Source organism: Serratia sp. ME47 (assembly GCF_903970925.1).
Classification (GTDB): domain Bacteria; phylum Pseudomonadota; class Gammaproteobacteria; order Enterobacterales; family Enterobacteriaceae; genus Serratia; species Serratia ureilytica.
The window spans coordinates 130,147-143,533 of record NZ_CAJCKE010000006.1 but is presented as its reverse complement, the minus strand read 5'-3'; the positions used below and the strand labels follow the sequence as shown (position 1 = coordinate 143,533).

General features: G+C 60.9%; 12 protein-coding genes. 8 read left to right on the top strand and 4 right to left on the bottom strand.

What is annotated here, in order from left to right:
• Positions 1–96: 96 nt before the first annotated feature.
• On the top strand, positions 97–1,920 hold the full coding sequence (gene malZ, locus H7A77_RS09205) for a maltodextrin glucosidase (protein ID WP_046688351.1): 1,824 nt from the start codon (positions 97–99) through the stop codon (positions 1,918–1,920).
• 53 nt (positions 1,921–1,973) lie between these two features.
• Here the strand turns inward: malZ and ggt are convergent, their stop codons facing one another.
• The 3 genes from ggt to H7A77_RS09190 form a co-directional block, all read right to left on the bottom strand.
• Positions 1,974–3,737 (bottom strand): gamma-glutamyltransferase, encoded by a 1,764-nt coding sequence (ggt, locus tag H7A77_RS09200; RefSeq protein WP_072628292.1) that lies wholly within the window; start codon positions 3,735–3,737, stop codon positions 1,974–1,976.
• 235 nt (positions 3,738–3,972) lie between these two features.
• Positions 3,973–4,575 carry a peroxiredoxin C gene (locus tag H7A77_RS09195; RefSeq protein WP_004940403.1) on the bottom strand — a complete coding sequence of 201 codons (603 nt, stop codon included), beginning with the start codon at positions 4,573–4,575 and terminating at the stop codon, positions 3,973–3,975.
• A gap of 229 nt (positions 4,576–4,804) precedes the next feature.
• Entirely contained in the window at positions 4,805–5,386 is a 582-nt protein-coding gene (locus tag H7A77_RS09190) for an ACP phosphodiesterase (RefSeq protein ID WP_033651078.1), read from the bottom strand.
• Positions 5,387–5,506: 120 nt separating this feature from the next.
• On the opposite strand from H7A77_RS09190, the gene queA reads away from it, so the two are divergent.
• From queA to secF, 5 genes are all read left to right on the top strand, one after another.
• On the top strand, positions 5,507–6,577 hold the full coding sequence (gene queA / locus H7A77_RS09185) for a tRNA preQ1(34) S-adenosylmethionine ribosyltransferase-isomerase QueA (RefSeq protein WP_033651079.1): 1,071 nt from the start codon (positions 5,507–5,509) through the stop codon (positions 6,575–6,577).
• 72 nt (positions 6,578–6,649) lie between these two features.
• The gene (tgt, locus tag H7A77_RS09180) at positions 6,650–7,774 is read left to right on the top strand and encodes a tRNA guanosine(34) transglycosylase Tgt (RefSeq protein ID WP_016928877.1); all 1,125 of its coding nucleotides are present in this window, start codon (positions 6,650–6,652) and stop codon (positions 7,772–7,774) included.
• Between the two features lie 33 nt (positions 7,775–7,807).
• Positions 7,808–8,140: a preprotein translocase subunit YajC gene (yajC, locus tag H7A77_RS09175; protein ID WP_004940391.1), complete on the top strand. Its 333-nt coding sequence runs from the start codon at positions 7,808–7,810 to the stop codon at positions 8,138–8,140.
• A 24-nt stretch (positions 8,141–8,164) separates the two neighbouring features.
• Positions 8,165–10,012, top strand: a complete 1,848-nt coding sequence (secD, locus tag H7A77_RS09170) for a protein translocase subunit SecD (RefSeq protein ID WP_071845087.1) — start codon at positions 8,165–8,167, stop codon at positions 10,010–10,012.
• A gap of 10 nt (positions 10,013–10,022) precedes the next feature.
• A complete protein-coding gene (gene secF / locus H7A77_RS09165; RefSeq protein ID WP_019454209.1) occupies positions 10,023–10,991 on the top strand; it encodes a protein translocase subunit SecF in 969 nt (322 codons plus the stop codon).
• 65 nt (positions 10,992–11,056) lie between these two features.
• Here secF and H7A77_RS09160 read toward each other — a convergent pair whose 3' ends face one another.
• The gene (locus tag H7A77_RS09160; RefSeq protein WP_182074078.1) at positions 11,057–11,617 is read right to left on the bottom strand and encodes a DUF3251 domain-containing protein; all 561 of its coding nucleotides are present in this window, start codon (positions 11,615–11,617) and stop codon (positions 11,057–11,059) included.
• Between the two features lie 176 nt (positions 11,618–11,793).
• On the opposite strand from H7A77_RS09160, the gene nrdR reads away from it, so the two are divergent.
• Together nrdR and ribD are read left to right on the top strand one after the other, a co-directional pair.
• Positions 11,794–12,243 carry a transcriptional regulator NrdR gene (gene nrdR, locus H7A77_RS09155; RefSeq protein WP_004940387.1) on the top strand — a complete coding sequence of 150 codons (450 nt, stop codon included), beginning with the start codon at positions 11,794–11,796 and terminating at the stop codon, positions 12,241–12,243.
• A gap of 10 nt (positions 12,244–12,253) precedes the next feature.
• Positions 12,254–13,363 carry a bifunctional diaminohydroxyphosphoribosylaminopyrimidine deaminase/5-amino-6-(5-phosphoribosylamino)uracil reductase RibD gene (gene ribD, locus H7A77_RS09150; protein ID WP_164057383.1) on the top strand — a complete coding sequence of 370 codons (1,110 nt, stop codon included), beginning with the start codon at positions 12,254–12,256 and terminating at the stop codon, positions 13,361–13,363.
• Positions 13,364–13,387 lie beyond the last annotated feature (24 nt).

Below are 13,387 nucleotides of genomic sequence, written 5' to 3'. Positions count from 1 at the left end.
TTTGCGGTCAGAGAGGAGGGGGAGTTGCACTTAACGTGGCATTGTTCGCTTCTTGAAGAATGCCGTCGATTTCGTTTGGTACAGCAGGAGAACAGTATGCTTAACGCCTGGCATCAACCGGTTCCGCCTTTTGTGGTGAAGCAAGGGCAACGTTTGGATATCACGCTGTGGTTACAAGGGGATGAACTGCCGGAACGGGTGTTTTTGCGCGCCGAGCCGGACAACGAAGAGTGGCTGCTGGTGATGAAAGCGCAGCGTCACGAGGGGATGCGGCGCTACCAGGCCAGCCTGACGCTGAATGAGGGCGAGCCGACGCGGCGATACTGCTTCAAGCTGCTGTGGGCCGATCGCCAGCAGTGGTTCGGGCCGCAGGGCTGGTCGCCAACGCCGCCGGGCCAGCTGGCGCAATTCGCCGTCGACGAGCCTGACAACGGCCCCGAGTGGGTGGCGGATCAGCTGTTCTACCAGATTTTCCCCGATCGCTTCGCCAGCAGCGGCGGCGAGCACGGCATCCAAAGCGGCAGCTACCGCCATCACGCGGCCGGCGCCGAGGTGATCCGGCGCGACTGGCAGCATCCGCTGGAGGACAGCCACGCCGCTTCGACCTTTTACGGCGGCGATCTGGACGGCATCTGCGCCAAACTGCCGTACCTGCAGCAGCTGGGCGTGACGGCGTTGTACCTGAACCCGATTTTTACCGCGCCGAGCGTGCATAAGTACGATACCGAGGATTATTACCAGGTCGATCCGCACTTCGGCGGCAACGCGGCGCTGCAGCGTTTGCGAGTGAGCACTCACAAGGTAGGCATGAAACTGGTGCTGGACGGGGTGTTCAACCACACCGGCGACTCGCATCCGTGGTTCGACCGCCATCGCCAAGGGCAAAACGGCGCCTGCCACCACCCCGATTCGCCGTATCGCGGCTGGTTCAACTTCTACCCGGACGGCCGCGCGCTCGACTGGAAGGGCAACGCCAGCCTGCCGAAGCTCAACTTCGCCGAGCCGCAGGTGGCGGAAGCGATCTATCGCGGGGAAGGCAGCGTGGTGCGCCACTGGCTGCGCCCGCCGTACAGCATCGACGGTTGGCGGCTGGATGTGGTGCATATGCTGGGGGAGAACGGCGGCGCTGCCGGCAACCTGCGTCACCTGGCGGGCATCTATCAGGCGGTGAAGCAGGAGAATCCTCAGGCCTACGTAGTGGGCGAGCACTTTGGCGACGCGCGTCGCTGGCTGCACGCCGGCGTGGAGGATGCGGCGATGAACTACATGGGGTTCGCGCTGCCGGTGCGGGCGTTTTTGGCGGGGCTGGACGTGGCTTATCACCCGGTGCGGCTGGACGCCGCCGGATGCGCGCAGTGGATGGACGGCTACCGCGCCGGGTTGCCGCACGGCCGCCAGCTGATCCAGTTCAACCAGCTGGACAGCCACGATACCGCGCGTTTCCTCACGCTGTTGCAGGGGAACGCGGCGCGCATGCAGATGGCGGCGGTGTGGTTGCTGAGCTGGATCGGCGTGCCTTGCCTCTACTACGGCGATGAGATTGGTCTGGACGGCGGCAACGATCCGTTCTGCCGCAAGCCGTTCCCGTGGGACGTCGGCGACTGGGATCGGCCGCTGCTGGCGCTGTTCCAGCGCATGGCGGCGCTGCGTAAACAGAGCCTGGCGCTGCGTCGCGGCGGCTGTCAGGTGCTGTACGCCAGCGGAGAAACGCTGGTGTTCGTGCGCCTGTATCAGCAGGAGCAGGTGCTGGTGGCGCTGCAGCGTGACGGCAGCGGCCAGGCGCAGCTGCCGCACAACCCGCTGTTGGCCCGCGGCCCGTGGCGGCGCGTGGAAGGGCGGGGAGAGTTGAGCGAAACGGCCGGCGGGCTGCGCCTGCAGCTGGCGGAAGAATCGGCCACCGTGTGGCGCTGTGAAGGCTAAGGGAACTGCGGGGGCCGAAGGGCCCCCGCGATTAAGGTGAGTGGGCGTTTACATCAGTAACCGACCGCGGAGCCTGCCGGGCGACGCACGTCGTTGGCGCCGTACAGGTAACCTTCGCGCACTTTGCCGGAAACCGCCGAATCGTTGCCGGAGTTGGCCGGGCTGACGCCCGCCGCGCCCGGCAAACCGACCAGAATCAGTTCGGCGGCGCCCCACGGCGTTTGTTCGACCATCTTATAGCCCATGCCGCTCAGCAGTTTCAGCGTATCGGCGGAAACGCCGCGCTGTTCGTAGTACACCTCATCTGGCAGCCATTGGTGATGGATGCGCGGCGCGTCCACCGCTTCCTGTGGCGCCATGCCGTGGTCGATCACGTTCAACGCGGTCTGCAGGGTGATGGTGATGATGCGCGAACCACCCGGCGAGCCCAGCACCATAAAGATCTTGTTGTCCTTGGTTACCAGCGTCGGGCTCATTGACGATAGTGGGCGCTTACCGGGGGCAATGCTGTTGGCGGTGCCTTGCACCAGCCCGTACAGGTTTTTCTCGCCCACTTTGACCGTAAAATCGTCCATCTCATCGTTGAGGAAGAAGCCGGTGCCCGGTGCGATCACCACGGCGCCGAAGCGGCCGTTGACGGTATAGGTGGTGGAGACCGCGTTGCCGTCATGGTCGACGATCGAATAGTGGGTGGTTTCCGGCTTCTCATGCGGTTCCATGCCGGGCTGCACATTTTCCGACGGCGTGGCCTTGTCCGCGACGATTTTCTTGCGGATCTGCTCGGCGTAGCTCTTGCTCACCAGCCGGTCGATCGGGTTCTTGATGAATTCCGGGTCGCCGAGGTAGGTGTTGCGGTCCATGTAGGCATGGCGCATCGCCTCGGTCATGGTGTGAATGGCCGCTGCCGAGTTGAAGCCCATGCTTTTCAGGTCATAGCCTTCCACCACGTTGAGGATTTCGCACAGCGTCACGCCGCCGGAGCTGGGAGGCGGCGCCGACACGAACTTGTAGCCGCGATAGCTGCAGGTGATCGGTGGGGTTTCGGTGACTTTATAGTTGGCGAAGTCGGCCGCCGTCAAAATGCCGCCGCCCTGTTTGGCCGCCGCCTCTACCGCCTGCGGGATCTTGCCTTTGTAGAAGGCGTCGGTTCCCCCTTTGGCGATGGCTTCCAGCGTATTGGCCAGATCGGTTTGCACCAGTTTGTCCCCCGGCTGCAGCGGGCTGCCGTCCGGGCGCAGGAAGATTTTGGCCGACTCGGGATCCTGTTTGAAACGTGCAACGGTGGTGTCGAGAATATCGGTATCAGCGCGGGTCAGCACAAAGCCTTCGCGCGCCAGCTTGATCGCCGGCGCCAGCACCTGTTCGCGGCTCAGTTTGCCGTACTTCTCACGCGCGGTTTCCATTCCCAGCACGGTGCCCGGCACGCCCGCCGCCAGATAGCCGTACAGGCTGGCGTCTTTCTTCACCTTGCCGTCGGCATCCAGATACATGTTGGCGCTGGCCGCGGCCGGCGCGGTTTCGCGGAAGTTGATGAAGGTATCGGTGCCGTCCGCCAGGTGGACGGTCATAAAGCCACCGCCGCCGATGTTGCCGCAGCAGGGATTCACCACCGCCTGCGCGTAGCCGACCGCCACGGCGGCGTCGATGGCGTTGCCGCCCATTTTCAGGATATCCACCCCGACCTGCGAGGCCAGATGCTGCGAGGTGACCACCATGCCGTTTTTGGCCTCCACCGCCGGATTGGACGCCGCATGCAGGCTGCCGCTGACCAGCAGCGCCGCCATGGTCAGGGGTTTGCTCCATTTCTGTAAAAACATAGTTATTCCTACCCTGTCAGTTTTTTATTGTGTTGTGTTTGCTTGGCTGTTGTTCACTTGCAAAGCGCGAGCCAGCGTTATTGATAGTAGCCGCAGATGGGCGCACGCGCGGCGAGCAGGGTGGGAAATGTGAGCGGAAACAGGGAAATAAAGCACTGAAGGCGGGCGTGTTGCCCCAAAAAGGGGCATAAAAAAACCGGCCGCGGAGGCCGGTTGATTCACTATCAGGCTGAAATTACAGCTTGGCAGCGTTTTCAGACAGGTATTTTGCCACGCCGTCTGGGGAAGCGCCCATACCTGCTTTGCCTTTTTCCCACTGAGCCGGGCACACTTCACCGTGCTCTTCGTGGAATTGCAGCGCGTCAACGGTACGGATCATTTCGTCGATGTTACGGCCGATTGGCAGGTCGTTAACCACCTGAGCACGCACGATGCCGTCTTTGTCGATCAGGAAGGAGCCGCGCAGCGCAACGCCGGCTTCCGGGTGTTCGATGCCGTAAGCTTTCTGGATTTCACGCTTAACGTCAGCAACCATTGCGTATTTCACTTCACCGATGCCGCCTTTGTCGACAGGGGTTTTACGCCATGCGTTGTGGACGAACTCTGAGTCGAAGGAAACGCCAACCACTTCAACGCCACGCTTCTGGAACTCTTCATAGCGGTGATCGAAAGCGATCAGCTCGGAAGGGCATACGAAGGTGAAGTCCATTGGCCAGAAGAACAGGACGGCCGGTTTGCCGTTCAGGTGCTTCTTCAGGTTGAAGTTTTCAACGATTTCGCCGCTACCCAGTACGGCAGCTGCAGTGAAGTCAGGGGCTTGACGAGTTACCAGGACCATAATTACTCCTGTAATAGGTGTTAAAGGGTGGATGTAAAAACAAGGGCCAGTATAGGGGCCGCGACGTGGTGAATAAAGGGCAAAAGACCAATCGCTGAGATAGCTTTTACCTATTAAATTCACTAATTAAATTTGACAGGCTTTAAAAATAACCTTTTCCCACAAAAGGGCAAGCGGCAAAACGTAAATTCTCGCAAGGCGCTGCAATTTCAAACGCTTGGGCTTGACCTCACAGCGTTTTTTCCTTCGCCTGCTGCATCATTTGCGGATAAAACTGCCAGAATTGTGTTTCAAGCTGATGATAATGCCGCTCGACGTCGGCGAACGAGCCGGCCAGGGCATCGAGGCGCGGACGGCGGCTGGCCATGCCCTGCAATACCCGGGCGATGAACGGCAATTCGGCGTAGCGTTCCAGCCAGCGTTCCGGCCACAGATAGCCGTTCAGGTTCTGAAAACGCGGCGGCGTGAGCGGCAGGTAAGGTTCGATCTGGCTGCGGGCTTCCTGGGTAAACTGGTGCAGGTCGCGTGAAGGCTCCAACTGCTGCCAGTGGCGCGCCAGAAAATGGTCCCACACCACGTCGAGGGTAATTGGCGCCACGCGGCGGTAGGGGGCGCTGAAATAGTCGCGACAGGCTTTCACCTGCGGCAGGCTGTCGGTCAGCACGTCGACGCGGCGGTGCATCATGATGCCGGCTACGACCTCGGGCTGATAGTCGGCGGCGGGGTTGCCGCGCACGAAATCGGCCAGCAGGTTGCCCAGCAGCGAGCTGTCCGCCAGCATGGCCAGGTGAAGATGAGCGAGAAAATTCATCCCTCAACTATACCCGAAGTCAGGCAAATCCTCCTTATTTCTTGCCGCTGACCGCCCCCGGCTTTAGACTAGGCCGCCTGTTTTTTACCAACCAGCCTTAAATTGAAGAAGTGAATACCCATGCGCGTCGCTGATTTTTCGTTTGAACTTCCCGAATCCCTGATTGCCCACTATCCCCAGGCCGAACGCAGCGCATGCCGCCTGCTGCAGCTGGACGGGCCGAGCGGGGCATTGACGCACGGCGTATTCACCGATCTGCTGGATAAGCTGGAAGCCGGCGACCTGCTGGTGTTCAACAATACCCGCGTGATCCCGGCGCGCATGTTCGGCCGCAAGGTCAGCGGCGGCAAGATTGAAGTGCTGGTGGAGCGCGTGCTGGACGACCATCGCGTGCTGGCGCACGTGCGCGCGTCGAAAGCGCCCAAGCCGGGCGCCGAGCTGCTGCTGGGGGATGACGAGAGCATCGCCGCCACCATGGTGGCGCGCCACGAGACGCTGTTCGAGCTGCGCTTCAACGACGAACGCGATGTCTTCACCCTTCTCAACGCGGCCGGCCACATGCCGCTGCCGCCTTATATCGCTCGCCCGGATGAGGACGCCGACCGCGAACTGTATCAGACGGTCTACAGCGAGAAGCCGGGCGCGGTCGCCGCGCCGACCGCCGGTCTGCACTTCGACGAACCGCTGCTGGCGGCGCTGCGCGCCAAGGGCGTTGAAATGGCGTTCGTAACGCTGCACGTCGGCGCCGGCACCTTCCAGCCGGTGCGCGTGGAAACCATCGAAGATCACGTGATGCACGCCGAATACGCCGAAGTGCCGCAGGAGGTCGTGGATGCGGTGCTGGCCTGTAAAGCGCGCGGCAAGCGCGTGGTGGCGGTGGGCACCACCTCGGTGCGTTCGCTGGAAAGCGCCGCGGCGGCCAGCAAAGAGGCGCTGATTGCGCCGTTCTTCGGCGACACCAGCATCTTTATCTATCCGGGTTACCACTATCAGGTGATCGACGCGTTGGTGACCAACTTCCACCTGCCGGAGTCCACCCTGATCATGCTGGTGTCGGCTTTCGCCGGCTACAAAAATACCATGAACGCCTATCAGCAGGCGGTGGCCGAGCAGTATCGCTTTTTCAGCTACGGCGATGCGATGTTCATCAGCCGTAATCCGCAGGCGGAAAACGAGTCCGTCGGCGGTTAATTTCCCGGGCTGCGCCCACGGCGCGGCCCCGTTTCAACGACATCAGACTGTTTCTCTGATGCTGGAGGCTTTGTGAAGTACGAACTACAAACTACCGATGGCCGCGCACGCCGCGGCCGCCTGATTTTCGACCGCGGCGTAGTGGAAACCCCGGCCTTTATGCCGGTCGGTACCTACGGCACGGTCAAGGGCATGACGCCGGAAGAAGTGAAAGAGACCGGCGCGCAGATCCTGCTGGGCAACACCTTCCACCTGTGGCTGCGCCCTGGCCAGGAGATCATGAAGCTGCACGGCGATCTGCACGATTTCATGCAGTGGCCGGGCCCGATCCTCACCGACTCCGGCGGTTTCCAGGTGTTCAGCCTGGGGGCGATGCGCAAGATCAAAGAGGAAGGCGTGTACTTCCGCAATCCGATCAACGGCGACAAGGTGTTCCTGAGCCCGGAAAAATCGATGGAAATCCAGTATGACCTGGGTTCCGACATCGTGATGATCTTCGATGAATGTACGCCGTACCCGGCCGACTGGGACTACGCCAAGCGTTCGATGGAAATGTCGCTGCGTTGGGCGCAGCGCAGCCGCCAGCGTTTCGACGAGCTGGAAAATAAAAATGCGCTGTTCGGCATCATTCAGGGCGGTGTTTACGAAGATTTACGTGATGTTTCAGTAAAAGGGCTGGTGGATATCGGCTTTGATGGGTACGCTGTGGGCGGCTTGGCTGTAGGCGAGCCGAAAGAGGATATGCATCGCATTCTTGAACACGTTTGCCCGCAAATTCCGGAAGATAAGCCACGCTATTTGATGGGCGTCGGCAAGCCGGAAGATTTGGTGGAAGGCGTGCGCCGCGGCATCGACATGTTCGACTGCGTCATGCCGACCCGCAACGCCCGCAACGGCCATTTGTTCGTGACTGACGGTGTGGTAAAAATCCGTAATGCCAAGCACAAGGATGATACTTCTCCGCTGGATAAAGACTGTGATTGCTACACGTGTCGCCATTACAGCCGCGCCTACTTGCACCATCTCGACCGTTGCAACGAAATATTGGGTGCTCGACTGAACACAATTCATAACCTGCGTCACTACCAGCGCCTGATGGCGGGTTTACGCCAGGCTATCGAAGAGGGTAAATTAGAGCAGTTTGTTGCGGATTTCTATGGTCGGATCGGCAAGCCGATTCCGCCTTTAAACGCTTGATCTAATAATTGATAACTTAATGAGGGAATTTCAATGAGCTTTTTCATTTCTGACGCCGTCGCATCCGCAGGGGCTCCGGCTCAGGGAAGCCCGTACTCTCTGATCATTATGCTGGTGGTGTTCGGCCTGATCTTCTACTTCATGATCCTGCGCCCACAGCAGAAGCGCGCGAAAGATCACAAGAAGCTGATGGACTCCATCGGTAAAGGCGACGAAGTGCTGACCACCGGCGGCCTGATCGGTCGCGTGACCAAAGTGGCCGACACCGGCATCATCGCCATCGCGCTGAACGACACCACGGAAGTGATGATCAAGCGTGACTTCGTGGCGGCCGTTCTGCCGAAAGGTACCATGAAGGCCCTGTAATCTTTTTTCCCGAAGGGAATTGCCGTGCTAAACCGTTATCCTTTGTGGAAGTATCTGATGTTGATCGTCGTGATCCTCGTCGGTTTGCTTTATGCGCTTCCCAACATCTACGGTGAGGATCCGGCCGTACAAATCACTGGCGCGCGCGGCGTCGCCGCCAGTGAAACTACGCTGGACCAGGTCCGTACCGTATTAGAAAAAGACAACATCGCGAGCAAGTCGATTGCGCTGGAAAATGGCGCCATCCTGGCTCGCTTTAAAGATCCTGACGTTCAGCTGCGCGCCCGCGAAGCGCTGGTGACCGAGTTGGGTGACAAATTCGTCGTGGCGCTGAACCTGGCGCCGGCCACGCCGACCTGGCTGGCCATGCTGGGCGCAGAGCCGATGAAACTCGGTCTGGACCTGCGCGGCGGCGTGCACTTCCTGATGGAAGTGGACATGGACACCGCGTTGAGCAAGCTGCAGGAACAGACCATGGATACCCTGCGCAGCGAGCTGCGCGAGAAGGGCATTCCTTACGCGTCTATCCGCAAGCTGGACAACAACGGCGTGGAAGTTCGCTTCCGCGACGATGCAGCCCGTGACCAGGCCATCAGCTACATCGGCCCGCGTCAGCGCGATCTGGTGCTGTCCGCCAATGGCGCCAACACCATGAAAGCCAGCCTGACGGACGCCCGTCTGAGCGAAGCGCGCGAATACGCCGTACAGCAGAACATCACTATCCTGCGTAACCGCGTCAACCAGCTCGGCGTCGCCGAACCGCTGGTGCAGCGCCAGGGATCCGATCGCATCGTGGTTGAGCTGCCGGGCATTCAGGACACCGCGCGCGCCAAAGAAATTCTGGGCGCCACCGCGACGCTGGAATTCCGTCTGGTGAACACCAATGCGGACGCCACCGCGGCGGCCAACGGCCGCGTGCCGGGCGATTCCGAGGTGAAATACACCCGCGACGGCCAGCCGATCGTGCTGTACAAGCGCGTGATCCTGACCGGTGACCACATCACCGACTCCACCTCGAGCACCGACGAATACAACCAGCCGCAGGTTAACATCTCGCTGGACAGCGCCGGCGGCACGTCCATGTCCAACTTCACCAAGGACAACATCGGCAAACCGATGGCGACCCTGTTCGTGGAGTACAAGGACAGCGGCAAGAAAGACGCCAACGGCCGTGCGGTGCTGGTGAAACAGGAAGAAGTGATCAACGTGGCGAATATTCAGTCGCGTCTGGGCAACAGCTTCCGCATCACCGGCATCGGCAACCCGAACGAAGCGCGTCAGCTTTCGCTGCTGCTGCGTGCGGGGGCGCTGATTGCGCCGATTCAGATCGTTGAAGAGCGCACCATCGGTCCAACTCTGGGTCAGCAGAACATCACCCAAGGTCTGGAAGCCTGTCTGTGGGGCCTGGTGGCGTCCATCGTCTTCATGGTGGTCTGGTACCGTAAGTTCGGCGTGATCGCCACCACGGCGCTGGTCGCCAACCTGGTGTTGATCGTCGGCGTGATGTCCCTGTTGCCGGGGGCGACGCTGACCATGCCGGGCATTGCCGGGATCGTGTTGACGCTGGCGGTGGCGGTCGACGCCAACGTACTGATTAACGAACGTATCAAGGAGGAACTGAAGAACGGCCGGTCCGTTCAGCAGGCGATCCATGAGGGCTATAAAGGCGCGTTCTCCAGTATCGTCGACGCCAACATTACCACCCTGATCACCGCGGTCATCCTGTACGCAGTCGGCACCGGTTCGATCAAGGGCTTTGCGATCACCACCGCTATCGGTGTGGCGACGTCCATGTTCACCGCGATTGTCGGTACCCGTGCCATCGTCAACCTGCTTTACGGCGGCAAACGCATTAACAAGCTGTCTATCTGAGGAGTGCGTTGTGGCACAGGATTATACTGTTGAGCAACTCAACTACGGCCGTAAAGTCTACGACTTTATGCGCTGGGACTACGTGGCTTTCGGCATCTCGTTGGTGCTGTTGGTCGCGTCGATCGCCACCATGTCGGTGCGCGGCTTTAACTGGGGTCTGGATTTCACCGGCGGTACGGTGATTGAAATCAACCTGGAGAAGCCGGCTAACCTCGACCTGATGCGCGATACGCTGGAGAAGGCCGGGTTCCAGGATCCGATTATCCAGAACTTCGGCAGCAGCCGTGACGTGATGGTGCGCATGCCACCGGCGACCGGCACCGCAGGCCAGGAACTGGGCAATAAGGTGATCGGCGTGATCAACGACTCGGTGGATAAAAACGCCACCGTGAAGCGCATCGAGTTCGTCGGCCCGAGCGTGGGCAGCGAGCTGGCGCAAACCGGCGGCATGGCGCTGCTGGTGGCGTTGATCTGTATCCTGATCTACGTCGGCTTCCGCTTCGAATGGCGCCTGGCGCTGGGGGCGGTTATCGCGCTGGCGCACGACGTGATCATCACGCTGGGCGTGCTGTCGCTGTTCCACATCGAGATTGACCTGACCATCGTCGCGTCCCTGATGTCGGTTATCGGTTACTCGCTGAACGACAGCATCGTGGTCTCCGACCGTATTCGTGAGAACTTCCGCAAGATCCGCCGCGGTACGCCTTACGAGATCATGAACGTGTCGTTGACCCAGACGCTGAGCCGTACGCTGATGACTTCCGGGACCACCCTGATGGTGGTGCTGATGCTGTACATCTTCGGTGGCGCGATGCTGCAAGGCTTCTCTCTGGCGATGCTGATCGGCGTGTCGATCGGTACCGTTTCCTCTATCTACGTCGCGTCCGCGCTGGCGTTGAAGCTGGGGATGAAACGCGAACACATGCTGCAGCAAAAAGTGGAAAAAGAGGGCGCGGATCAGCCTTCGATTCTGCCTTAACCGCCGCAGTATTCAGCGAAATGAGAAGGAGCGCCTATCGGCGCTCCTTTTTTTTGCTTTGAGTTTCAGTGTTGCTGCACCACCGCCGGCTGGGCGGTGGCTACCAGGCTGTGCAGACGGATATAGCCCAGCTGTTCCGGCGTCAGGCCGCTGAAGCGCAGCTCGAAGTCCTGCCCGGGTTTCGGCAGCAGCGAGTCGGCGCTGGCGATCGGTTGCGACAGTGCCCCGGCGGTCAGCGGCCGGCCGGTGGCCGCGTCCAGTTGGCCCCATTCCACCACCGCTTTAAACGGCGGCAGCGTGGCCTGTGAGAGGATGCGCACATGCAGCTGCGCCTGAGCACCGTTGGCTTCGCTCTTGATGTGGCTCAGCGAAACGCTCAGTTCGCCGATGCCGCTTTGCAAACGGGCGGCGCTCCGCGCCGCCGGCAGCAGATAGACGCCGTTGTCGGAGTGCTGGTTGAGCTGGTTTTGCCGCTCCAGCGCGGTGGCCTGATCGGTCAATACGCTCACTTTTTGGTTCAGTGCGGCGACCTGATGGCGCAGCTGAGGCACGGCGGCGTTGTGCGCGCAGCCAGTGAGCAACACGGCGGCGGCGAGCAGGGTGATTTTGGGGTAACGGGTTGTCATGACGGCGATTTCCTATGCTGAATCTCCTGCTATCAAGCTTAGCCCGCATGGCGGTGAAAGTCATATCGGCGCCGCCTGCCCGCCGCTTATCGCAACAAATGGCTGACGCCCTTTGTTGTGGCTTCACTTCGGGTTAAACTGCATTTATCTATAAAAAACGTTTATCAGGACGTGTTATGCATTGCCCTTTCTGCGCCGCCGTTGATACCAAAGTCATTGATTCCCGCCTGGTGGGGGACGGTTCGCAAGTACGCCGTCGTCGCCAGTGTCTGGTATGCAATGAACGCTTCACCACCTTCGAGGTGGCCGAGCTGGTGATGCCGCGAGTGATTAAAAGCGATGAGGTGCGCGAGCCGTTCAACGAAGACAAACTGCGTCGCGGTATGCTGAAAGCGCTGGAGAAGCGCCCGGTCAGCTCGGACGACGTGGAAAACGCCCTTAACCATATCAAATCCCAACTGCGCGCCACCGGCGAACGCGAAGTGCCGACCAAGTTAGTCGGCAATCTGGTGATGGACGCGCTGAAAAAGCTGGATAAGGTCGCCTACATTCGCTTCGCGTCGGTGTACCGCAGCTTCGAAGACGTGCGCGAGTTCGGCGAAGAGATTGCCCGCCTGCAAGACTAAAGGATCTTTCATGCATCACGACGAATTTTACATGGCGCGCGCCTTCGAGCTGGCGCGGCTGGGGCGTTTCACCACCGCGCCCAATCCGAACGTCGGCTGCGTTATCGTGCGCGACGGCGAAATTGTCGGTGAAGGCTATCATCTGCGCGCCGGCGAGCCGCACGCGGAAGTGCATGCGCTGCGCATGGCGGGCGACAAGGCGCGCGGCGCCACCGCCTATGTGACGCTCGAGCCGTGCAGCCATCACGGCCGCACGCCGCCCTGCGCCGATGCGCTGGTGGCCGCCGGCGTGACGCGGGTGGTCGCGGCGATGCAAGATCCCAATCCTCAGGTGGCGGGGCGCGGCTTGTACAAGCTGCAGCAAGCCGGCGTTGAGGTACGTCATGGCCTGATGCTGGCCGAGGCCGAAGCGGTCAACCTGGGCTTCCTCAAACGCATGCGCACCGGTTTTCCCTATGTGCAACTGAAGCTGGGCGCGTCGCTGGACGGCCGCACGGCGATGGCCTCCGGCGAAAGCCAATGGATCACCTCACCCGAAGCGCGTCAGGACGTGCAGCGGCTGCGTGCGCAGAGCGCCGCCATTCTCAGCACCAGCGCCACCGTGCTGGCGGACGATCCGTCGCTGACGGTGCGTTGGGATGAGCTGGATGCCGAGACCCAGCGCCTCTATCCGCGCGAAAATCTGCGTCAGCCGCTGCGCATCCTGCTCGACAGCCAAAATCGCATTACCCCGCAGCACCGCGTGGTGCAGCAGCCGGGCGCCACCTGGCTGGCGCGGCTGCAGGCGGATGAACAGGTCTGGCCGCAAGACGTTGAGCAGTTTATCTGCCCGGCGCACGGCGGCGGCGTCGATCTGGTGGTGATGATGATGCTGTTGGCCAAGCGCCAGGTGAATTCAATCTGGGTAGAGGCGGGCGCAACGCTGGCTGGCGCGCTGCTGCAGGCCGGCCTGGTGGATGAGCTCATTTTGTACATCGCGCCAAAACTGTTGGGCGATAATGGCCGCGGCCTGTGTCATTTGCCGGGCCTTGAGCGTCTGGCCGACGCACCGGAATTCGTCTTTAGCGACGTGCGCCAGGTTGGCCCCGATCTGCGTTTGCGCCTGCGGGCGAAACACTGAATCTCGCGCCCGCGCGCCGGTTTT